This window comes from Streptomyces sp. NPDC023573, assembly GCF_055559735.1.
This window is the reverse complement of sequence record NZ_JBVHKB010000003.1, coordinates 669,284-691,884: the sequence shown is the minus strand read 5'-3', so window position 1 is coordinate 691,884 and position 22,601 is coordinate 669,284. Positions and strand designations below refer to the sequence as shown.

Annotated in this window: 16 protein-coding genes and 1 tRNA gene; 6 read left to right on the top strand and 11 right to left on the bottom strand. The window is 70.5% G+C overall.

Annotated elements, in window-relative coordinates:
• Positions 1-16: 16 nt before the first annotated feature.
• From ACZ32T_RS13480 to ACZ32T_RS13465, 4 genes are all read right to left on the bottom strand, one after another.
• Positions 17-1,978: an ABC transporter permease/substrate-binding protein gene (locus ACZ32T_RS13480; protein ID WP_467366871.1), complete on the bottom strand. Its 1,962-nt coding sequence runs from the start codon at positions 1,976-1,978 to the stop codon at positions 17-19.
• On the bottom strand, positions 1,968-3,524 hold the full coding sequence (locus ACZ32T_RS13475; RefSeq protein WP_467366869.1) for a sugar ABC transporter ATP-binding protein: 1,557 nt from the start codon (positions 3,522-3,524) through the stop codon (positions 1,968-1,970). The genes ACZ32T_RS13480 and ACZ32T_RS13475 overlap by 11 nt, the downstream gene beginning before the upstream one ends.
• Positions 3,521-4,537 carry a LacI family DNA-binding transcriptional regulator gene (locus ACZ32T_RS13470; RefSeq protein ID WP_467366867.1) on the bottom strand — a complete coding sequence of 339 codons (1,017 nt, stop codon included), beginning with the start codon at positions 4,535-4,537 and terminating at the stop codon, positions 3,521-3,523. Before ACZ32T_RS13470 ends, ACZ32T_RS13475 begins: the two co-directional genes overlap by 4 nt.
• Before the next feature lie 241 nt (positions 4,538-4,778).
• Positions 4,779-4,866 (bottom strand) — tRNA-Leu (locus ACZ32T_RS13465).
• A 190-nt stretch (positions 4,867-5,056) separates the two neighbouring features.
• On the opposite strand from ACZ32T_RS13465, the gene ACZ32T_RS13460 reads away from it, so the two are divergent.
• Positions 5,057-6,403 carry a DUF2254 domain-containing protein gene (locus ACZ32T_RS13460; RefSeq protein WP_467269941.1) on the top strand — a complete coding sequence of 449 codons (1,347 nt, stop codon included), beginning with the start codon at positions 5,057-5,059 and terminating at the stop codon, positions 6,401-6,403.
• A 12-nt stretch (positions 6,404-6,415) separates the two neighbouring features.
• On the opposite strand, the gene ACZ32T_RS13455 is transcribed toward ACZ32T_RS13460, so the two are convergent.
• Positions 6,416-7,255: a helix-turn-helix transcriptional regulator gene (locus ACZ32T_RS13455; protein WP_467269940.1), complete on the bottom strand. Its 840-nt coding sequence runs from the start codon at positions 7,253-7,255 to the stop codon at positions 6,416-6,418.
• 128 nt (positions 7,256-7,383) lie between these two features.
• On the opposite strand from ACZ32T_RS13455, the gene ACZ32T_RS13450 reads away from it, so the two are divergent.
• Positions 7,384-8,238 (top strand): NAD-dependent epimerase/dehydratase family protein, encoded by an 855-nt coding sequence (locus tag ACZ32T_RS13450; protein ID WP_467366865.1) that lies wholly within the window; start codon positions 7,384-7,386, stop codon positions 8,236-8,238.
• A gap of 46 nt (positions 8,239-8,284) precedes the next feature.
• On the opposite strand, the gene ACZ32T_RS13445 is transcribed toward ACZ32T_RS13450, so the two are convergent.
• The 3 genes from ACZ32T_RS13445 to sucC form a co-directional block, all read right to left on the bottom strand.
• Positions 8,285-9,853, bottom strand: a complete 1,569-nt coding sequence (locus ACZ32T_RS13445) for an aldehyde dehydrogenase family protein (protein WP_467366863.1) — start codon at positions 9,851-9,853, stop codon at positions 8,285-8,287.
• Positions 9,854-10,043: 190 nt separating this feature from the next.
• Positions 10,044-10,925: a succinate--CoA ligase subunit alpha gene (gene sucD, locus ACZ32T_RS13440; RefSeq protein ID WP_467366861.1), complete on the bottom strand. Its 882-nt coding sequence runs from the start codon at positions 10,923-10,925 to the stop codon at positions 10,044-10,046.
• A 2-nt stretch (positions 10,926-10,927) separates the two neighbouring features.
• The gene (gene sucC, locus ACZ32T_RS13435; protein ID WP_467366858.1) at positions 10,928-12,064 is read right to left on the bottom strand and encodes an ADP-forming succinate--CoA ligase subunit beta; all 1,137 of its coding nucleotides are present in this window, start codon (positions 12,062-12,064) and stop codon (positions 10,928-10,930) included.
• 166 nt (positions 12,065-12,230) lie between these two features.
• On the opposite strand from sucC, the gene ACZ32T_RS13430 reads away from it, so the two are divergent.
• The 4 genes from ACZ32T_RS13430 (at position 12,231) to ACZ32T_RS13415 (ending at position 18,852) form a co-directional block, all read left to right on the top strand.
• On the top strand, positions 12,231-13,922 hold the full coding sequence (locus tag ACZ32T_RS13430; RefSeq protein WP_356713343.1) for a thiamine pyrophosphate-binding protein: 1,692 nt from the start codon (positions 12,231-12,233) through the stop codon (positions 13,920-13,922).
• A gap of 16 nt (positions 13,923-13,938) precedes the next feature.
• Positions 13,939-15,177: a formyl-CoA transferase gene (frc, locus tag ACZ32T_RS13425; protein WP_356713345.1), complete on the top strand. Its 1,239-nt coding sequence runs from the start codon at positions 13,939-13,941 to the stop codon at positions 15,175-15,177.
• Between the two features lie 2 nt (positions 15,178-15,179).
• Positions 15,180-17,336, top strand: coding sequence for an acetate--CoA ligase family protein (locus ACZ32T_RS13420; RefSeq protein ID WP_467366856.1), 2,157 nt, complete (start codon positions 15,180-15,182; stop codon positions 17,334-17,336).
• 124 nt (positions 17,337-17,460) lie between these two features.
• Complete coding sequence (locus ACZ32T_RS13415; protein ID WP_467269926.1) at positions 17,461-18,852, top strand: OFA family MFS transporter; 1,392 nt, start codon at positions 17,461-17,463, stop codon at positions 18,850-18,852.
• A gap of 71 nt (positions 18,853-18,923) precedes the next feature.
• On the opposite strand, the gene ACZ32T_RS13410 is transcribed toward ACZ32T_RS13415, so the two are convergent.
• From ACZ32T_RS13410 to eboE, 3 genes are read right to left on the bottom strand one after another with little or no spacing between them, the layout of a single operon-like run.
• Complete coding sequence (locus tag ACZ32T_RS13410) at positions 18,924-19,988, bottom strand: sugar phosphate isomerase/epimerase family protein (protein WP_467269925.1); 1,065 nt, start codon at positions 19,986-19,988, stop codon at positions 18,924-18,926.
• 41 nt (positions 19,989-20,029) lie between these two features.
• Positions 20,030-21,427, bottom strand: a complete 1,398-nt coding sequence (locus ACZ32T_RS13405) for an alkaline phosphatase family protein (RefSeq protein ID WP_467366854.1) — start codon at positions 21,425-21,427, stop codon at positions 20,030-20,032.
• Positions 21,424-22,599 (bottom strand): metabolite traffic protein EboE, encoded by a 1,176-nt coding sequence (gene eboE, locus ACZ32T_RS13400; RefSeq protein WP_467366852.1) that lies wholly within the window; start codon positions 22,597-22,599, stop codon positions 21,424-21,426. The genes ACZ32T_RS13405 and eboE overlap by 4 nt, the downstream gene beginning before the upstream one ends.
• Positions 22,600-22,601 lie beyond the last annotated feature (2 nt).

The window sequence follows — 22,601 nt, the reverse complement described above, 5'->3', positions numbered from 1 at the left end:
GCAGTGCCTTTCGTGATCAGGAGAAGTCGGCGACGTTCTGCCGGGTGACGACCTTGACCGGCACCTTCACCATGTCGGCGATCTTCTTGCCGTCGGCCGCCTTGATCGCGTTCTGTACGGCGATCTTTCCCAGTTCGCCGGGCTGCTGGGCCACGGAGGCGTACAGCGTGCCCGCCTCGACCGCCTTCAGGCCGTCCGGGGTTCCGTCGAAGCCGACGACCGGGACGGACTTCCCGGCCTTGCTGCCCAGTGCCTTGACCGCGCCGAGCGCCATCTCGTCGTTCTCGGCGAAGACGCCGTTGACGCCCGGGTGGGACTGGAGCAGGTTGGTCATGACGTCCAGGCCCTTGGTGCGGTCGAAGTCGGCCGGCTGGGTCGCCACGACCTTGATGTCGGGGTACGCCTTCATGCCGGCGGCGAAGCCCGCGCCGCGCTCACGGCTGGCGGAGGTGCCGGCGGTGCCCTGGAGAACGATGATGCCGCCCTTGCCGCCGAGTCGGTCGGCGAGCGTCTTCGCGGCGAGCTTGCCGCCCGCGACGTTGTCGGAGGCGACGAGTGTCGCCGTCTCCGCCTTGTTGACCCCCCGGTCCGCTGCGACGACCGGGATGTCCGCCTTGTTGGCGTTGCGGACACCGGGGCCGACCGCGTCGGAGTCCACCGGGTTGACGATGACGGAGTCCACCCCGGAGCTGGTGAAGTTCTCCAGCTGGTTGGCCTGCTGCGAGGCGTCGTTCTGGGCGTCGGTGACGGTGAGGTCGATCCCCGCCTTCTCGGCCTCCTGCTGCGCGCCTTCCTTCATCTGGACGAAGAAGGGGTTGTTCAGGGTGGAGAGCGACATGCCCACCTTGGTGGTGGTGCCGGAGGAACCGGACTTGAAGAAGGTCACGGCGGCGATGACGGCGGCCAGGCAGACCACCGCGACGCCCAGCCGCATCGCGCCCTTGCGGCCCTTTCCGGGTGATCCCGGCGCGGCGGACGCGCCGCCTCCGGACGCGCCGGACCCGGCCTTGCGGCGCAGCGTGTCCAGCAGCACCGCGAGGGCGATGACGACGCCGATGACGACCTGCTGCCAGAAGGCGGACACGGACAGGAGGTTGAGGCCGTTGCGCAGCACCGCGAGGATCAGTGCGCCGATCAGGGTGCCGGACGCCTTGCCGACGCCGCCCGCGAGGCTGGCGCCGCCGATGACGACCGCGGCGATCGCGTCGAGTTCGTACCCCTGGGCCGCCTGCGGCTGTGCGGAGACCAGGCGGGAGGCGAGGACGATACCGGCCACGGCGGCGAAGAGGCCGGAGAGGGCGTAGATGGCCAGCTTCTGCTTCTTGACGCGCAGTCCGGACAGCCGGGCCGCTTCCTCGTTGCCGCCGATGGCGTACATGGAACGGCCGATGTAGGTGCGGGCCAGGATGAGTGCCGCTATCAGGCCCATCGCGATCATCACGAGGACGGGTACGGGCAGCCAGCCGCCGAGCGTGTCACCGAGGACGGAGACGGAGTCGGGGAAGGGGATCGGCCGTCCCTGGGAGATCACCAGGGAGAGACCGCGGGCCACCGACAGCATGGCCAGCGTCGCGATGAACGACGGCAGCTTGCCGTAGGCGACGAGGGCGCCGCTGACGAAGCCGCAGGCGATGCCGGTGGCCACGGCGATGATGACCGCGAGCCAGACGGGAACACCCGCGGACGTCGCCGACCAGGCGAGGACGGTGGCGGAGAGCGCCGCGACCGAACCGACGGAGAGGTCGATGCCCGCCGAGACGATGACGAAGGTGACACCGAACGCGAGGATCGCGGTCACCGCGGCCTGGACACCGACGTTCAGCAGGTTCTGGGTGGTGAGGAAGTCGCCGGAGAGCAGCGACATCGCCACCAGGAGGACGACCAGCGCGCTGAGTGCGCCGTTGTCGAGCAGGAGGCGGCGGAGGGTGTGTCCGGCGCCGCCCGCGCCCGTCTTGCTCGGATGCGTGTCAGTGGCCACGGGGGCTCTCCTCTGCGTTCTCTGTGTGCTCTGCGTGCTTGTCGGGGGCGATCACCGGCGCGGCGCTGACGGCGAGGGCCATCACCGCGTCCTGGGTGGCTTCATGGGCGGGGAGTTCTCCGGCGATACGGCCCTGGGCCATGACCAGGACCCGGTCGCTCATGCCGAGGACCTCGGGAAGATCGCTGGAGATCATCAGGACGGCGTGGCCGGAGGCCGTCAGCTCGTTGATGAGCTGGTAGATCTCGACCTTCGCGCCGACGTCGATGCCACGGGTCGGCTCGTCGAGGATCAGCACCCGGGTGTCGGCCAGGAGCCACTTCCCGATGACGACCTTCTGCTGGTTGCCGCCGGAGAGGGTACGGACGTGCTGGCCGAGGCCCGCCATGCGTACGCCGAGCTGCTCGGCGATCCGGGCCGCGGCGGTGCGCTGGCCCTTGACGTCGACGATGCCGGAGCGGGTCGCCGAGCGGAGGGTGACCAGGCCGAGGTTCTCCTGGACCGAGGCGTCGAGCACGAGGCCCTGGCCCTTGCGGTCCTCGGGCACGAGGCCGATCCCGGCGCCCATGGCGGCGGTCACATCGTGCTTGGCGAGGCGCTCGCCGCGTACGTCGACGGTGCCTGCGTCGTAGGGGTCCGCGCCGAAGACGGCGCGTGCGACCTCGGTGCGGCCCGCTCCGACGAGCCCGGCGAGGCCGACGACCTCACCTGCCTTGACGTCGAAGCTGATGTCGTGGAACACCCCGTCCCGGGTGAGCCCGCGTACGGAGAGCAACGACGTCCCCGTTTCCGGGCGTTCGCGCGGGTACTGCTGGTCGATGCTGCGCCCCACCATGAGCTGGACGAGCTCCGCCTCCGGTGTCGAGGCGGGCACCTGGTCGATGCTGCGGCCGTCGCGCAGGACGGTGACGCGGTCGCCGAGTGCGGCGATCTCGTCGAGGTGGTGGGTGATGAAGACGACGCCGACGCCGTCCGCGCGCAGCTGCCGCACGATCGCGAAGAGCTTGTCGACCTCCTCGGAGGTGAGGACCGCCGTCGGCTCGTCCATGATCAGGACACGTGCGTCCAGGCTGAGCGCCTTCGCGATCTCGACCATCTGCAGCCGGGCGATGCCCAGTTCACGGACCCTTGCCCTGGGCGAGACGTGCAGGCCGACGCGGCGCAGGAGCACCTCGGCGTCGGCCTCCATGCGCCCGCGGTCGATCATGCCGAAGCGGCGCGGCTGGCGGCCCAGGAAGATGTTCTCGGCGACGGTGAGATCGGGGACCAGGTTGAACTCCTGGTAGATCGTGGCGATCCCGAGCTTCTCGGCGTCCTGCGCTCCGTGGATGCGCACCTCCTGGCCGCCGGCGAAGATCCGGCCGCGGTCCGGGCGGTAGGCGCCGGAGAGCATCTTGATGAGGGTGCTCTTGCCCGCGCCGTTCTCACCGAGGAGGACGTGCACTTCGCCGCTGCGCAGGTCGAAGTCGACGCTGTCCAGGGCGACCACACCGGGGAAGGTCTTGCGTACGCCTTCGATGCGCAGCAACTCGACTGATTCGCTCACTCGTTGCTCCCGGAGGTGAAGGGTCGCTCGCCGCAGGAGCCGCGTACGACGAGGCGGGCGGGCAAGGTCACGGACTGCGGGGGGCGGCCCTCGACGATGTCGATCAGCGCGCGCACGGCGGCCCGGCCGAGGTCGCCGGTCGGCTGGGCGATCGCGGTGATCGGCGGGGCGGTGTGGAGGAACCACGGGATGTCGTCGAAGGCCGCGATCCCGATGTCCTCGGGGACACGCAGGCCGCGTGCGCGGATCGCGTCCAGGGCGCCGAGCGCCATGAGGTTATCGGCGGCGAACACGATCTCGGGCGGTTCGGGCAGCGACAGGAAGTTCTCGGTGGCCCGCCGGCCGCTCTCGGCCTGGAAGTCGCCCTGCCCGATGTAGGCGTCAGGCAGGGCGAGTCCGTGGGCCCGCATCGCTTCCCGGAAGGCCCCGACGCGTTCGTCGCCGGTGGTGGTGGCGGCCGGGCCCGCGATGATGGCGAGCCTGCTGTGGCCGAGGGCGTACAGGTGGGCGACCAGGTCCTGGATGGCCCGGTGCCCGTCCGCGCGCACGACGGGGATGTCCACCCCGGGGATCCAGCGGTCGACGAAGACCATCGGGGTGCCGGTGCGCGCCACGTCCAGCAGCAGTGGGGACTCGCCGTCGGCGGGTGAGACCAGGAGCCCGTCGATCCTGCGGTCCAGGAGCGTACGGACGTGGTGGTCCTGCTGTTCGAGCCGCTCGTCGGCGTTGCCGATGATCACGCTGTAGCCGAGTCCGCGCGCCTCCTCCTCGACGGAGCGGGCCAGCGCGGTGAAGTACGGATTGAGCACGTCGCTGATGACGAGGCCGAGCGTGCGGGTCTGGTCGGTGCGCAGCGAGCGGGCCACGGCGTTGGGCCGGTAGCCGAGGGCGTCGACGGCGGCGAGGACGCGTCTGCGTGCGTCCGGGCTGACGGAGGGATGGCTGTTGAGGACGCGGGAGACCGTGGCGACAGAGACTCCTGCCTGGGCCGCGACGTCCTTGATGCTCGCCATTTCCGGGACCACCTCCTTGTGGTTTCCGTAGCCTCGAAACCAGCGGAACCAGCCGTGGAATCGATTACACGGAAGATTGGAATCGATTACATGGCGGAAAACAACCCCATAGACGGTGGACGTGACCGGATCGTGATGCGCGACCCCCGCGCAGCGGACACACGGACCGGGGCTCCGGACCGGAACGCGGAGCCGCAGGTCGCAGAACGCAAAAAGACCCCAGATGAACTGGGGTCTTCGCTGGTGTCCGAGGGGGGACTTGAACCCCCACGCCCGATAAAGGGCACTAGCACCTCAAGCTAGCGCGTCTGCCATTCCGCCACCCGGACAAGGTGTCTGTCGTTCCGGGGTCCTCCCCGTGGCGACAAAGGAAACAATACCAGGGGTTCGGGGTGCCTCTCACCTGCGTTTCAGGTGGTCAGTGCGGTACGGGCCCGCACCCGGCACCCCTGTCGTCACGATGCGCACACTCCGTGGCGCACCGTGTACGCCGCGTGCTGCCGGGCTACCTTCGCGGGCATGAGCGGCAAGAGCGGCAGGAGCAGCAAGAGCGGCCCGAGTGCATCCGTCCCGCGGCCACCCCGCGCCCTGGCCTCCGTGCGGGAGCGGCTGCGGGACACCTTCTGGTGCGCGCCGGCGGCGGGGCTCGTCGGTGCCTTCGTTCTGTGGCTGGCCCTCTCCGAGCTGGACACCTGGATCGTCGCCTATCTCAAGGAGGAGGGAGCTTACGAGGAGCTCGGGGACCTTCTCACGTTCGCCGGGGACGCCCGCACGATCGTCACCACGGTCAGCTCCGCGATGATGACGTTCATCGGTGTCGTGTTCAGCATCTCGCTGGTGGCGGTGCAGATGGCGAGCGGACAGCTCACCCCGCGCGTCGTCCGGATCTTCGTACGGAGCAGGATCAGCAAGCTCACGCTGACGGTGTTCCTCGCGACCTTCGCGTTCTCGCTCCTGGTGCTGACCTCTTACGAGGGCGGGCCGGAACCCGATCCCCGCCGGGTGACGTCGGCACCTCTGCTCCAGAGCCTGGTGACGCTCGGGCTGGTCGGACTGAGCCTGCTGCTGTTCGTCGCCTACGTCTCCTCCACCCTGAGGCTGATGCAGGTCGGGCCCGTCCTGGACCACATCGCCCGTGAATCGCTCCGCGCGCTCGCCCGGCAGCCGGAAGGGGTGGTGGACGAGCCGTCCCTCGGGCCCGTCACCGCGCGCGTGGCGCACCTGGAGCGCGCGGGGGTGCTGCGAGGTGTGGCGGTGGCACGGCTGGTGAGGGCCGCGCGTCGGCACGGAGTCGTGCTGCGGCTGGTGCCCCGGACCGGCGACTTCCTGGTGCCGGGGACACCGGTGCTGGCCGTGCACGGCGGGACGGCTCCGTCCCGGCACGCCTTGCGCCACACGGTCTCCGTCGGGGTCGAACGCGCCCTGTTCCAGGACCCCGCGTTCGGTCTGCGGCAGCTGTCCGACATCGCGCTGCGTGCCCTGTCGTCCTCGGTGAACGATCCGACCACCGCCGTGCAGTGTCTCGACCGGATCGTGGAGTACCTGGCCGTCGCCGTGCGTCTGCCGCTCACCCCGCTGCACCACCGGGACCGGCAGGGGCACGTACGGCTCGTCCAGCACGTGCCGGGGTGGACGGACCTCGTCGACCTCGCCTTCGAGGAGATCCGGTGGTGCGCCGCCGCGAGCCCCCAGGTCACGCGGCGGATGCTGGCCGGGTTCGACGACCTGTTGCTGCTCGCCTCCGAGGAGCGGAGACCGCCGCTGCTCAGGCACCGCGTACTCCTCGTCGAAGCGGTGGAACGCACGGTGCCCGAGGCGGCCGGGCGGGCGTTCGCGCTGCGCCCGGACCGCCAGGGCATCGGGTGACCGGCCCGGGGACTACTCCTGCGAGCTGGGACTCAGGTCCTGGAGGCCTATGACCCGCAGCAGTTCGAGGCGCTCGTACGTCGGTGTGCCCGGCTGCGCCGAATGCACCACGAGCTGCTGACTGTGGCCGTCACTCAGCAGCACTTCGCAGTCGAGGTCGAGGAGGCCGACCACCGGGTGCAGGAACCGCTTCGGCGACGGACGGCGCGCCACGAGATCGTGCGACTTCCACAGCGCTTCGAACTCCTCCGACACGGCACGGAGTTCAGCCACGAGCGCGGCCGGGCCCGGGTCGTCGGGGCGGGCCCCGACGACGGCCCGCAGGCTCGCCGCGTGCGCGCGGGAGTGCTGCTCCTGGTATTCGGGCGGGGACAGCTCCCGTGCACCCGGCACCGTGAACCAGCGGCGGATCAGATTCGACCCGGTGTGGTCACCGCCGCCCAGGGCCACCGCCAAGGTGTTCTGCGCGAGCACCTCGCCCCAGTCGCTCACCACCATCGCGGCGAGGTCGTGCAGCCGGTCCAGGATCAGCAGCAGTCCCGGGCGGACGTGGCCGGAGGAGCCTCCCGGCCGGGGCGGCTCCTCCCCGGCCAGGTGGAACAGGTGGTCGCGCTCCGTGTCCGTGAGCCGCAGGGCGCGGGCGAGGGCGGTGAGCAGCTGGCGCGAGGGGTGGGAGCCGCGGCGCTGTTCCAGCCGTGTGTAGTAGTCCGTGGACATCCCGGCGAGCTGCGCCACCTCCTCGCGGCGCAGACCCGGGGTGCGGCGCCGTGCGCCCGCGCTCAGGCCCACGTCGCCGGGGGCCAGGCGGGCACGGGCGCGACGGAGGAAGTCGGCGAGTTCTGTTCTGTCCACGCCGTTCAGGATCCCTCGGATCCGGAACCGTATCCAGGGAGTGCCGGTCCCTGGACAGACGCGTCTCTCCCGCCACCGCCGCGGCTCCCGCACGGTGGACCCATGGCTACGAAAACGAGGAGGCGGCCATGCTGACTTTGGTGACAGGGGCGACGGGCCAGGTCGGGCGACGGTTCGTGCCGCGGCTGCTTCAGGGCGCGGCGGCCGGCGACGAGGTGCGGGTCCTGGTGCGCGACGCGGCACGTGGCGAGCGGTTCGCCGAGCTGGGCGCGCAGGTGCTGGTCGGCGATCTGCGCGACGAGGAGGTGCTCGGCAGGGCGACGGCCGGTGTGGACACGGTGGTGAACGTCGCCGCCGCGTTCCGCGGGGTGCCGGACGAGGAGGCGCGGGCGGTGAACCGCGACGCGGCCGTCGAGCTCGGCCGGGCCTCGGTGGCCTCCGGCGTACGGCGGTTCGTCCAGGTCAGCACCGGGCTCGTGTACGGCGCGGGGCGGGGCAGGGCGCTGGTGGAGAGCGACGAGACGGTGCCCGGCGCCCACATGTGGGGCGCCTACCCGGAGTCCAAGTGGGAGGCGGAGCAGGCGCTCGGATCCATGGAGGGCCTGAGCGACCTCCGCATCGCACGTCTGCCCTTCGTGTACGGCGATGGGGACCCGCATCTCGCGGACGTGATGGAGTACGCGCCGAAGTGGCCGGCCATGCAGCGCCTGCACATGGGCCACCACGTGGACGTGGCGCAGGGCCTGCGGCGGCTGCTGTACGCGCCAGGCGCGCACGGCGCCTACAACATCGCCGACGACGCCCCGGTCACCATGGTCGACCTCTTCGAGTTCCACGGGCTGCCGGTGCCGCGGGACGCGCTCGACAGGGACGTCCCTGATCCCTGGCACGGGGTGATGTCGACGGCCCGTATCCGTCATGAACTGGGCTATCGCCCGCTGGTCCCGTCGGTGTGGACGGCGCGGGAGGCGGGCGTGCTGTAGCGGCTCGGCAGGTGGTGGCCCCGCGGCGCGGGGCCACCACCCTCGGTCAAGGCATGAGGTGGTAATCGGGGAAGTTGCCCGGCAGCCGCTCCCCCGGCGGGCCCTCGGTCACGGCCCGTACGAGGAGTTCGCCGCCCACGAAGGCGCCTCGCCAGGACCCTCCGAAGCCGCCGAAGAGTTCCTCGCGGTCGCCGCGGGAACGGGGCGTGCCGTGACCGGTCTTGAAGGCGCGGATCTGCGGGGCGAGTCGCTCGTACGTCGCCGGGTCGTCGGTGGACAGGGTGGCGACCAGGGCGCCGTTGGACGCGTTCATGGCGGCGAGGAGCTCGGCCTCGGTGTCGACCAGGACGATCGTGTCGACCGGGCCGAAGGGTTCCGCGTGGTGCAGCGGGGAGGCCGGGGGCGGGTTGAGGAGCGTGACCGGGTGGAGGTACGCGCTGGTGTCCTGGCCCGGGAGGAAGCGGGCGTCCGCCGCGGAGCCCTGGTGGAGGGGGACGGCCCCGCGGTCGATGGCCTCGGTGACCTGGTCGTGCAGTTCCTTGGCCTTGGTGGCGTTGATCAGGGGGCCGAAGTCCAGTACGGGAAGGGGGTCGGAGGGGTGCTCCACGGCGAGGGGGTGCCCGGTGCGCAGAGACCGTACGGCGGGGAGGTAGGCCGCCAGGAAGTCCGCGAAGAGCGTGCGCTGGACGACGAAGCGGGGGTAGGCCGTGCAGCGCTGCTTGCCGTAGTCGAAGAGCTTCGGGACGACCGCGGTGAGGGACGGCCAGTCCGTGTGGTTCCAGATGCCCCAGGTGTTGAGTCCCTCCTGTTCCAGGATGTGCCGCTTGCCGAGGTCGGCGACGGCCGTGGCGATCCGGGCGCCGGTGTCCCGGCCGCCGACGAAGGAGACGCAGCCGATCTCGGCCGACCGGACGAGCGGTTCCGACAGGTCGCTTCCGCTGCCGCTGAGGAGGGTGAGCGGAACGCCTTCACGGGCGGCGAGCGCGCACGCCAGGGTGAGGCAGGAGACGCCGCCGTCGGTGGGGGTCTTGGCGATCACGGCGTTGCCGGCCAGCGCCTGTACGAGCATGGCGTGGACCAGGACGGACATGGGGTAGTTCCAGCTGGCGATGTTGGAGACCGGGCCCCCGAGCGGGGTGCGGCCGGCCAGGAGGCGGTCGCTGTGGTCGACGTACCACCGGACGCCGTCGATGGCGCGGTCCACGTCGGCCTGGGCGAGGCGCCAGGGCTTGCCGATCTCCCAGACCAGGAGGAGGGCGAGGAGCTCTCGGTGCTCGGTGAGGGCGTCGAGGGTGGCCGACACGCGGGCACGGCGTTCGGGGAGCGGGATGTGGCGCCAGGCGCGGTGGGCGTCGAGAGCCGCTCGTACCGCCTGTCGGGCGGTGTCCGCGTCCAGGCGGGGCGGGCCTGTGATGGGCGTGCCGTCGATGGGGCTGGTGGCGGGGAGGGTGCGGCCGTCCCGGTGCCAGGTGGCGGCCCAGAGGTTGCGGGCGCCGTCCTCCTCGAAGGCCTCGGGGGCGGTGGTGAGGCAGCGGTTCCAGGCGTCCTGCCAGGCGGTTCCTGGTTTGAGGGTGAGCGGGGCGGGGGCTGAGGTCCGTACGGGCGTCTGTGGCATGGGGTCTCCGCTCTGGGTGCGGGGTTCGGGTGGCGCGGGCGGTGACGGGGGTGCGGGTGGCGCGGGGCGGGCGGGGCGCCTGCGGCGGGCCTGCTCCCCTGCCCGCCCCTCCCCGTAACCGGGGCTCCGCCCCGGACCCCGGTCCTCGATCTTCCCCGGACTTCGTCCGGGGGACCCCCGAGGGGCTTGCTTACGCGCGCAGCCTGATCTCTGCCAGGCGGGCCGTTTCCGTCGGCGTGGCGCCCACGGCGACTCCCGCCGCTTCCAGCGCCTCCTTCTTCGCCGCGGCCGTGCCGCTCGATCCGGAGACGATCGCTCCGGCGTGGCCCATGGTCTTGCCCTCGGGCGCCGTGAAGCCGGCGATGTAGCCGACCACGGGTTTGGTGATGTGCTGGGCGATGTGGGCCGCGGCACGTTCCTCCGCGTCGCCGCCGATCTCACCGATCAGGACGATCAGCTCGGTGTCCGGGTCGTTCTCGAAGGCCGTCAGGCAGTCGATGTGCGTCGTCCCGATCACCGGGTCTCCGCCGATGCCCACCGCCGTCGAGAAGCCCGTGTCGCGCAGCTCGTGCATCAGCTGGTAGGTGAGCGTGCCCGACTTGGAGACCAGGCCGATGCGGCCGGGCTCCGTCGCGATGTCGGCGGGGATGATGCCTGCGTTCGACTGCCCCGGGCTGATCAGCCCGGGGCAGTTGGGTCCCAGGACACGTGTGCCGCGGGCCTTCGCGTGGGCGTGGAAGGCCACGGCGTCGTGGACGGGGATGCCCTCGGTGATGACCACGGCCAGGCCGATGCCCGCGTCCGCCGCCTCGACGACGGCCGCCCTGGCGAAGGGCGGCGGGACGAAGACGACGGTGACGTCGGCGCCGGTGGCGTCCATGCCGTCGCGTACGGAGCCGAAGACCGGGACCGTACGGTCGTCGAGGTCCACGGTGCGGCCGGCCTTGCGCGGATTGACGCCGCCGACGATCTGCGTGCCCGCGGCGAGCATCCTCCTGGTGTGCTTCATGCCCTCGGCGCCGGTCATGCCCTGGACGAGGACCTTGCTCTCCTTGCTGAGGAAGATGGCCATGATCAGTGCCCTCCCAGGGCGAGTCGGGCTGCTCGGTCGGCCGCGCCGTCCATCGTGGTGACCTGCTGGACCATCGGGTGCGCACGGTCGTCGAGGATCGCCCTGCCGCGTGCCGCGCTGTTGCCGTCGAGGCGGACGACCAGCGGTTTCGTCAGGTGGACCGAGTCGAGGGCCTGGACGATCCCGTCGGCGACCGCGTCGCAGGCGGTGATGCCGCCGAACACGTTCACGAAGACGGATTTCACGGACGGGTCGGAGAGGATGACCGTCAGCCCGTCGGCCATGACCTGGGCCGAGGCCCCTCCCCCGATGTCGAGGAAGTTGGCCGGGCGTGCGCCGCAGCCGGCGACCACGTCAAGGGTGGACATGACGAGTCCGGCGCCGTTGCCGATGATGCCGACCTCACCGTCGAGCCTGACGTAGTCGATCCCCTTGGCGGCGGCCGCGGCCTCCAGCGGGTCCCCGTGGGGGTCGGTGGTGTCCGCACCCCGACGGCTCTGCCGGAAGGCGGCGTTGTCGTCCAGGGTGACCTTGCCGTCCAGAGCGAGGATCCGGCCGTCCGTGGTGCGGACCAGCGGATTGACCTCGACGAGCAGGGCGTCCTCCTGGGTGAGCACCCGCCACAGCGCCTGGAGCACGGGCGCGGTCTCCGGCGGGAGCGAGGCGGCCTCCGCGATCCGAGCCGCCTCGGCCGCTGTGACCCCCTCGGCCGGGTCCACGGGGATCCGGGCCACGGCCTCCGGACGGGTGGCGGCGACCTCCTCGATGTCCATGCCGCCCTCAGCCGACGCGATGGCGATGAAGGTTCCGGCGGCCCGGTCCAGGACGTAGCTGACGTAGAACTCCGCCTCGATGTCGACCGGCTGAGCGAGCATCACGGTCCGGACGAGGTGGCCCTTGATGTCCATGCCGAGGATCCCGCGCGCGGTGACGACGGCCGCCGCGGGGTCGGCGGCGACCTTCACCCCGCCGGCCTTGCCCCGGCCCCCCACTTTGACCTGCGCTTTGACGACGACACGGCCGCCGAGCCGTTCGGCCGCGGCGTGCACCGCGGACGGGTGGTCCACGACCTCGGCGTCCGGTACGGCGATGCCGTGGTCCGCGAAGAGTTGCCTTGCCTGGTGCTCGTACAGATCCATAGCCACTCCCGATCGTGCCGATTGTGAAAGTGCCGCTCGCCCCCTGGACACCACCCACCGGATGCGGGATAACAAGCTTCATACAGTATTCGTCGACTGTATGCAATGTACCGCGAGAGCGGCGGAACGGCTCCCGCACCCCCCTACGAAGGGACAGGACATCGCCATGCCCGAGGACAGCCAGGACAGCCAGAACCTCATCTCCGGTGGGCACTTGGTCGCCAAGGCACTCAAGGCGGAGGGGGTGGAACGCATCTACACCCTCTGTGGCGGCCACATCATCGACATCTACGACGGCTGCGTCGACGAGGGCATCGAAGTCGTCGACGTGCGGCACGAGCAGGTGGCCGCCCACGCGGCCGACGGCTACGCCCGGATCACCGGGAAGCCGGGGTGCGCAGTCGTCACCGCCGGCCCCGGCACGACCGACGCCGTCACGGGCGTCGCCAACGCCTTCCGCGCCGAGTCACCGATGCTGCTTATCGGTGGTCAGGGAGCCCACACCCAGCACAAGATGGGCTCGCTCCAGGACCTTCCGCACGTCGACATGATGACGCCGATCACCAAGTTCGCGGCCACCGTGCCGGACACCGCGCGGGCGGCGGACATGGTGTCGATGGCGTTCCGGGAGTGCTACCACGGGGCGCCCGGACCGTCGTTCCTGGAGATCCCGCGCGACGTTCTGGACGCGAAGGTCCCGGCGGACCGGGCGCGGGTCCCCGAGGCTGGGCGATACCGTGCGTCCACCCGGGGGGCGGGTGACCCGGCCGACATCGAGAAACTCGCCGATCTGCTCGTCCACGCCGAGAAGCCCGCCATCCTGCTGGGCAGTCAGGTCTGGACGACCCGCGCGACGGACTCCGCCACCGAGCTCGTCCGGACGCTCAACATCCCGGCCTACATGAACGGGGCGGGCCGCGGCACCCTCCCGCCCGGCGATCCGCACCACTTCCAGCTCTCGCGCCGTTACGCCTTCTCCAACGCCGACCTGATCGTGATCGTGGGGACCCCCTTCGACTTCCGGATGGGCTACGGCAAGCGGCTCTCCCCGGCCGCCACCGTCGTCCAGATCGACCTGGACTACCGCACGGTGGGCAAGAACCGCGACGTCGACCTCGGGATCGTCGGTGACGCGTCGCTCGTCCTGAAGGCGGTCACGGAGGCCGCGAGCGGCCGGATCAACGGCGGTTCCGCTCTGCGCAAGGCGTGGCTGGACGAGCTGCGGGCCGCCGAGCAGGTGTCGATCGAGAAGCGGCTCCCCCAGCTGAAGTCGGACGCCTCACCCATCCACCCCTACCGGCTGGTGAGCGAGATCAACGACTTCCTGACCGAGGACTCCATCTACATAGGGGACGGCGGCGACATCGTCACCTTCTCCGGGCAGGTCGTCCAGCCCCGCACCCCGGGCCACTGGATGGACCCGGGCCCGCTCGGCACGCTCGGGGTCGGAGTGCCCTTCGTGCTCGCCGCCAAGCAGGCCAGGCCCGACAAGGAGGTCGTGGCGCTGTTCGGCGACGGCGCGTTCTCCCTCACCGGATGGGACTTCGAGACGCTGGTCCGCTACAACCTGCCCTTCGTCGGCATCGTGGGCAACAACTCCTCGATGAACCAGATCCGCTACGGCCAGAAAGCCAAGTACGGCGACGAGCGCGAGCGGGTCGGCAACACCCTCGGCGATGTCCACTACGACAAGTTCGCGCAGATGCTGGGCGGTTACGGCGAAGAGGTGCGCGACCCCGCCGACATCGCACCCGCGCTGCGCAGGGCCCGCGAGTCGGGTCTGCCCTCGCTCATCAACGTCTGGGTCGACCCGGACGCGTACGCCCCCGGAACGATGAACCAGACCATGTACAAGTGACAGAGGAGCGGTTGGCATGACCAAGGCTCTTGAGGGCGTGCGCGTCCTCGACATGACGCACGTACAGTCCGGTCCCTCCGCCACCCAGCTGCTCGGCTGGCTCGGGGCGGACGTGGTCAAGCTGGAGGCGCCGGGCGGCGACATCACCCGCAAGCAGTTGCGCGATCTGCCCGACGTCGACTCCCTCTACTTCACGATGCTCAACTGCAACAAGCGGAGCATCACCCTCAACACCAAGAGCGAGCGCGGCAAGGAGATCCTCACCGAGCTCATCCGCCGCAGCGACGTGATGGTGGAGAACTTCGGCCCGGGCGCCGTGGACCGCATGGGGTTCACCTGGGAGCGGATCCAGGAGATCAACCCCCGGATCGTCTACGCCTCCATCAAGGGCTTCGGCGAGGGCCCGTACACCAACTTCAAGGCGTACGAGGTCGTCGCGCAGGCCATGGGCGGCTCGATGTCCACCACCGGATTCGCGGACGGCCCGCCGCTCGCCACCGGCGCCCAGATCGGTGACTCGGGCACGGGGATCCACGCGGTCGCCGGCATCCTCGCCGCCCTCTACCAGCGCGAGAACACCGGGCGCGGCCAGCGGGTGAACGTGGCGATGCAGCACGCGGTGCTCAACCTGTGCCGGGTCAAGCTGCGCGACCAGCAGCGGCTGGAGCACGGGCCGCTCGCCGAGTACCCGAACGCGCAGGACACCGCCGGCGCCGACGAGGTGCCGCGCAGCGGCAACGCCAGCGGCGGCGGCCAGCCGGGCTGGGCGGTCAAGTGCGCGCCGGGCGGCCCCAACGACTACGTGTACGTCATCGTGCAGCCGGTCGGCTGGAAGCCCCTGTCCGCGCTGATCGGCCGGCCGGAGCTGGCGGACGACCCCGAGTGGGCGACGCCCGAGTCCCGGCTGCCGAAGCTCGGCAAGATGTTCCAGCTGATCGAGGAGTGGTCGGCGACGCTCCCCAAGTGGGACGTCCTGGAACAGCTCAACGCGCACAACATCCCGTGCGGTCCGATCCTCTCCACGAAGGAGATCGTCGAGGACGAGTCCCTCGCGGCGAACGAGATGGTGGTCCGCGTGGAGCACCCCGAGCGGGGCACCTTCACCACCGTCGGCAGCCCGCTGAAGCTGTCCGACTCCCCCGTCGACATCGTCACCTCCCCGCTGCTCGGTGAACACAACGCGGAGGTCTATGTCGGCGAACTGGGCCTGGGTGACGAGGAACTGCGGCTTCTCAAGACGAACGGAGTCATCTGAGCATGGCCGGAACAGTCGAGAACCAGGAGCATGAGCGCGTCAGGACACTTCTCGACCGCGTCCGGGGCGAGGGGCGCAGCGCGCTCACCGCGCCGGAGGGGAAGGTCGTCGCCGACGCGTACGGGATCGCGGTGCCGGGCGAGGGCCTGGCCCGGGACGTGGACGAGGCGGTGGCGCTGGCCGACCGGCTCGGCGGACCGGTGGTCCTCAAGATCGTCTCCCCCGACATCCTGCACAAGACGGATGCGGGCGGCGTCGTGGTCGGTGTGTCGGGCGCCAAGGAGGTGCGCGCGGCGTTCTGCACCGTCGTGAAGAACGCGAAGGCCTACGCGGCCGACGCGCGGATCGAAGGCGTACAGGTGCAGCAGCTCGTGCCGCCCGGCCAGGAGGTCATCGTCGGGGCGGTCACCGACCCCACGTTCGGGAAGGTGGTGGCGTTCGGCCTGGGCGGTGTCCTGGTCGAGGTGCTCAAGGACATCACCTTCCGGCTGGCACCGGTGACGGCGGACGAGGCGCGGTCGATGCTCGACTCGATCGGCGCCGCGGAGATCCTCAAGGGGGTGCGCGGAGCGCCGGCCGTGGACCGGTGGGCGCTGGCGGAACAGATCCGGCGGGTCTCCCAGCTGGTCACGGACTTCCCGGAGATCGCGGAGGTCGACCTCAACCCCGTCATCGCGTCTCCGGACGGTGCTGTCGCCGCCGACATCCGGATCCTGCTGACGACCGAGGAGGTGAAAGCGCGGCGGCGCTACAGCCGGGAGGAGATCCTCGTGTCGATGCGCCGGCTGATGGAGCCGCGTTCCGTCGCGGTCATCGGCGCGTCCAACGAGCAGGGCAAGATCGGCAATTCGGTGATGCGCAACCTCATCGACGGCGGTTTCGCGGGCGAGATCCATCCGGTGAACCCCAAGGCCGATGACATTCTCGGCCGCAAGGCGTACAAGAGTGTCACCGACGTTCCCGGTGAGGTGGATGTGGCGGTCTTCGCGATACCCGCCAAGTTCGTCGCGTCGGCGCTCCGGGAGGTGGGCCGCAAGGGGATCCCCAACGCGGTGCTGATCCCGTCCGGCTTCGCCGAGACGGGTGAACAGGCCCTCCAGGACGAGATCGTGGCGATCGGCGAGGAGCTCGGTGTGCGGCTCCTCGGGCCGAACATCTACGGCTACTACTCGACGTGGCAGGACCTCTGCGCCACGTTCTGCACCCCGTACGACGTCAAGGGTTCGGTGGCTCTGACCTCGCAGTCGGGTGGCATCGGCATGGCGATCCTGGGCTTCGCGCGGTCGACGAGGACGGGGGTGTCGGCGATCGTCGGACTCGGCAACAAGTCGGACATCGACGAGGACGACCTGCTGACCTGGTTCGGCGAGGACCCGAACACCGAGTGTATCGCGATGCACCTGGAGGACCTGAAGGACGGGCGGGCGTTCGTGGAGGCGGCGCGGGCGACCGTGCCGAAGAAGCCCGTCGTGGTCCTCAAGGCGGGCCGTACGAGTGCGGGCGCCAGGGCGGCGGGTTCCCACACGGGCGCGCTGGCCGGGGACGACGCCGTGTACGACGACATCCTGCGGCAGGCGGGGGTGATCCGGGCTCCGGGGCTGCTGGACATGCTGGAGTACGCACGGGCGCTGCCCGTGCTGCCGGCCCCCAAGGGCGACAACATCGTGATCATCACGGGGGCGGGGGGTTCGGGGGTGCTCCTGTCGGACGCGATCGTCGACAACGGGCTCTCGCTGATGGAGATTCCGCCGGACCTGGACACGGCGTTCAAGGCGTTCATCCCACCGTTCGGCGCGGCGGGGAACCCGATCGACATCACGGGCGGTGAGCCGCCGTCGACGTACGAGGCGACGATCCGGCTGGGGATGGAGGATCCGCGGATCCACGCGCTGGTCCTGGGCTACTGGCACACGATCGTGACCCCGCCGATGGTCTTCGCGGAGCTCACGGCGCGGGTGGTGGAGGAGTTCCGGGCGCGCGGGATCGAGAAGCCCGTGGTGGCGTCGCTGGCGGGTGACACGGAGGTCGAGGAGGCATGCGCCTACCTGTTCGAGAGGGGCGTCGTGGCGTATCCGTACACCACGGAGCGGCCGGTCGCCGTACTCGGCGCGAAGTACAGGTGGGCCAGGGCCGCCGGGTTGTCGGGCGGTGCCCGATGACCTGATGACGACGGCTCGAACCACGGGGTCTGCGGCGTACCGCTCGGCCGCGGACCCCCGCGCGAAGTGAGAACGGGCAGGGGGCGCTGGCCAGACTTCTTCCACGCAAGGGGTTCGATCGACCATGACTGCTACAGACATCTCCACATCCGTCCCCTTCAGGGAGGTGACGGACGCCAACGGCAGGACCTACCGCCTTGGCGAGAGCGACATCGACATCATGGGCCGCAAGCGCAAGTGGATGGTCATCCTGCCGTGGGTCGGCATGATGGGCATCAGCTCGGCCGAGTACGCCTTCGCGTCGGCGGAGGACACACTCCACCACGCGCACAACTGGGACAGCGGCCACATCTACTGGATGATGACCGTCTGGGTGTTCTTCCAGGCCGCGGTCGCGATGCCCGCGGGCAGACTGCGGGAGACCGGCAGACTGCCGGCCCGCTGGGCGATGATGCTCGGCGCGGCGGGCACGCTCCTCGGCTATCTGTCGCTGGCGTACGCGCCGCACGTGATCTTCGCGTACCTCGGTTTCAGCGTGTTCTCCGGCATGGGCGCGGGGATGGTGTACGCCACCTGCGTCAACATGGTCGGCAAGTGGTACCCGGAGCGCAGGGGCGGCAAGACGGGCTTCGTCAACGGCGGTTTCGCCTACGGTTCGGTGCCCTTCGTCTTCATCTTCACCGGATTCATGGACATCACCAACTTCAGGTGGGTCCTGGTCTCGGTGGGTGTCTTCCTCGCCGCCCTCGTGGCCTGCGCCGGCTTCTTCTTCCGGGACCCGCCGAAGAACTGGTGGCCCTCCGAGGTCGACCCGCTCAATCCGCCGGAGGACCCACGGGCCCGCCGTGCACTGGAGAAGAACCCGCCGGCCGTCAAGCAGTACTCCCCCGGTGAAGCCTGGAAGACCGGCCGTGTGGCGCTGATGTGGTGCTGCCTCGCCTGTACCTCCGGCGTGAACATCTTCGGTATCGCCTTCCAGGTCGACATCGGCCAGGACGCCGGCTTCGCGGCCGGGATCGTGGCCACCGCCATGTCGCTCAAGGCGATCGTCAACGGCACCGGGCGCGGCGTCATCGGCTGGCTCTCCGACCTCTACGGCCGCAAGAAGTGCCTGCTCTACGTCTGCGTCATCCTGGGGCTCGCCCAGTTCGGCATCATCTGGGCGGCCGACATGAAGAGCCTGCCGCTGTTCCTGCTCTTCTCCGCGATCTCCGGTTTCGGGGGCGGCGCGATCTTCCCGATGTTCGCGGCCATGACCGCGGACTACTTCGGCGAGAACAACAACGCCACCAACTACGGCATGGTCTACAGCTCCAAGCTCGTCTCCGGACTCGGAGCGGGGATGGGCTTCCTGGTCGTCGACGCGTGGGGGCTCAACGGCGCGTTCATCCTGGCGGGCAGCATCTCGTTCTTCGCGGGATTCCTCGCCCTGTTCCTCGCAGCGCCCGGCCGCGACCGGAAGGGCAACTCACTGGTGAAGGCCGACCCGTCGCCGGTGATCCGGGAGACCGACTGACCGCACACCGCGGCACACGCGTGGGGCCCGGTTCCCCGGAACCGGGCCCCAGGCGTGTGAGCCGTCCGGCGTCAGTCCCCGCAGCGGCTCTCGCGGAGGGAGTGCAGGTGCTCACTGGACTTGCGCGCGAAGGCGAGGGAGTCGACCGGGCTGTCGTGCTCGGTCTGCCAGTGGTGGTAGGTACGGCCCCGGTGTGTACGGGCGGTGACCCGGCTCAGGAAGTTCTTGTAGTCGATGTCCCCGTCACCGACGTCCGTCATGTCGTAGCCGTCGCGGGCGGCGTCGTTGCGGGTGCCGTCCTTGACGTGGAAGAGCGGGTAGCGGTCGGGCTGCTTGAGCACGTAGTCGATGGGGTTGAAGGGGGCCGGTGTGCCGTCCACGCGCTTGCCGAAGCGGAACTGGGCGCAGAACGCCCAGTAGATGTCCATCTCGAGGTAGACCAGGTCGGGGTCGGTCTCGGCGAGCAGGACGTCGTAGAGACGCACCTTCGGCTTGTCGGTGGCGAAGGAGAACTCCTCCGCGTGGTTGTGCTGGTAGAACTTCATGCCGCGCTTGCGGGCGGCGGCGCCGTAGGTGTTGAAGTCCTCGGCGGCCCGCTTCCATCCGTCGACCGTGTCGCCGTAGCGGAACGGACCGGAGGCGGTGCCTATGTGCTTGAGGCCGAGGGCCTCCGCCTCGTCGAGGACCTTGGTGAGGTTCTGCGCGAAGGAGTAGGCGTCGGGGTTGTTGTCGTCGTAGTAGTTGACGTGACTGCCGATGGGGTTGAGCCCGTGGTCCTTGGCCAGCCTCTTGAGCTGGGCGAGGCTGATGGCGCCGGCCGAGCCCTGGGTGTAGCCGGCGAACTCGATCTCGTCGTAGCCGTACTTCTCGAGTTCGGCGAAGACGGGGGCGAAGCCGAGGGTGGAGACCTTGTCGCGGAGGCTGTAGAGCTGGATGCCGAGGCGGCCCGGAGGCAGGACGGCGCGGCCCTTGCCGTGCCCGTGGCCATGTCCGTGGCCGTGGCCGCTCTGGGGGCCGGCCGCCTGGGCGGCGGCGCCGCTGAGGAGGGTCGCGGCGGTGGCTCCGGCGGCGACGCCCAGGACGTTGCGGCGGCTGAGTCTGCGCGCGAGCTCGGGGTCCTTCGGGGTGCGGCTCATGATCACGATTCTCCCTGTGAACGTGCGGGCGGGACGGATTGTCAGTGCAGTCCGGCAAGCTGGAGGAGCAAGGACTTCACTTCGGTGGCCTGGACACGGCCGTCGAACGCATGGGGGGTGGAGCAGAGGATGAGCGGACCTTCGTCGTCGCTCGTGGGCAGGCGGCCGTGGCTGCCGCGGATAGGTGAGGGATCCAGGGGGACGACCGCCATGCGGTAGCGCATCCCGAGTTTCTTGCGGGCGACCGCCGAGGCGGCCTTGACCCGGACGTAAGGGTCCTGGGGGTCCATGAAGAGCTCCACGGGGTCGTAGCCCGGTTTGCGGTGGATCTCGACGAGCTGCGCGAAATCGGGCGCGCGGTCGTCGTCGAGCCAGTAGTAGTACGTGAACCAGGCGTCCTTCTCCGCCACGGCGACGAGCTCGCCGGATCGGGGGTGGTCCAGGTGGTGGGCCTTCTTGCCCTCGTCGTCGAGGAGTTCGGCGATGCCGGGGAGGTCCGCGAGGGCTTCCCGGGTCGCGTCGAGGTCCTCGGGCCGGCGTACGTAGACGTGGGCGAGCTGGTGGTCGGCGACCGCGAAGGCGCGGGAGGCCATCGGGTCGAGGTACTCCATGCCGTCCTGGGTGTGCACCTCCAGGAGTCCGGCGCGGCGCAGAGCCCGGTTGATGTCGACGGGCCGGTCGACGCGGGTGATGCCGTACTCGGAGAGGGCGACGACCGTGCGGCCCTCGGCCCTGGCGTCGTCCAGCAGGGGTGCCACGGCGCGGTCGAGGTCGGCCGCTGCCCGGTGGGAGCGGGGGTCGTCGGGGCCGTAGCGCTGGAGGTCGTAGTCGAGGTGCGGGAGGTAGCAGAGGGCCAGGTCGGGGCTGCGGGTGGTGAGGATGTGCCGGGTGGCATCGATGATCCACTGCGAGGAGACGAGGTCGGCGCCGGGACCCCAGAAATGGAAGAGGGGGAAGGTGCCCAGTTTCTCGGTCAGTTCGTCGTGGAGCGCCGGGGGCCGGGTGTAGCAGTCGGGCTCCTTGCGGCCGTCGGCGTAGTACACGGGGCGGGGGGTGACGGTCCAGTCGGTGTCGGCGCCCATCGCGTACCACCAGCAGATGTTGGCGACGGTGTAGCCGGGGTGGGCGCGCCGGGCGGCGTCCCAGAGCTTGTCGCCTTCGACGAGCCCGTTGTGCTGGCGCCACAGGAGGACGTCGCCGAGCTCGCGGAAGTACCAGCCGTTGGCGACGATCCCGTGTTCGGAGGGGGTGGTGCCGGTGAGGAAGGTGGACTGGGCGGCGCAGGTGACGGCGGGCAGGACGGTGGAGAGGGGCGCCTGCGCGCCGGCACCGGCCATGGCCTGGAGATTGGGCATGTGCTGGAGCAGCTGGGGGGTGAGGCCGACGACGTCGAGGACGAGGAGCGGGGTGGGGCGCGTTCCGGCGCCGGGTGCGGTCATGGGAGCTCCTTGAGTCCGAGGTCGACGAGGAGGTCGCGGGCGAGGGTGAGCTCGGCGGCGATGCCGTCGGCGAGCTGGGTGCGGGTGCGCGGCCGCAGCTCGGCCGGGAGCGCCTGCCAGGTGTACGTCTCGACCTCCAGGTGCCGGGTGAGGGGTGCGGGACCTCCGACGAGCCGGTTCAGCACGGACTGGAGCACGGGGAGTGTGGAGGTGAGCGGGGGCGCGGGCGGCGCGTGCAGGGGGACGTGGAAGTGGGAGCGCCAGGGGGTGCTGTCGGGGAGGGCGCCGCCGGAGACCGCCTCGTCGAGGTCGTCGGTCCCGCGGAGGCCCGCACCGGTGAGGGTGCGGGTCTGGTGCAGGAAGCGGGGTTCCGCGAAGGCTCCCAGGGCGGCGCGCACCTCGGGCAGATGGGGGTGTTCGGCGTGCAGTGCCGCGGAGAGCTGGGCCTTCGCGATGGTGATCCCGGCCGCGTTCAGGGCGTCGAGGGCGGTGTCCGGGTCCTCGAAGGAGGTGGCGAGGTGGCAGGTGTCGACGCAGATGCCGATGCGTGCGTGACCCACGGCGGTGAGGGGGCCGATGGCGTCGGCGGTGGTCTCCACGGTGCAGCCGGGTTCGGGTTCGAGGCCGATCCTGACGGCCTTGCCGGTCAGCTCGTCGAGGGCGTCGAGCCGCTGCGCGAGCGTGGTGAACGCCTTCCGCGCGGTGACCGCCGCCGTGGGGTCGTCGGCGAACGGGGTGCGCCAGGCGATCGGCAGGGTGGAGATGGTGCCTTCGGTGACGTCGTCGGGGAGCAGCGCGGCGAGCAGCCGGGCCAGGTCGGTGGTGTGGGAGAGCCGTTCGGGGTCGGTCCAGTCCGGTGTGTAGACGCGGTACTTGACCTCCTGGGCCCCGAAGCCCTCGTAGGGGAAGCCGTTGAGGGTGACCACTTCGAGGCCGCGGTGTTCGAGTTCGCCGCGCAGGGAGCGCAGGGCGGCGGGGTCGTTGATGAGGGCGCGGGCGGCGTCCCTGGCGAGCCAGAGCCCGATGCCGAGCCGGTCCCGGCCGAGCCGTTTGCGTACGGGTTCGCAGTGGTCGCGCAGCTGGGCGCGGACCCCTTCGAGGGTCTCGGCGGGGTGCACGTTGGTGCAGTAGGCGAGGTGCACCGTCGAGCCGTCGGGGTGGCGGAAGCGCATCG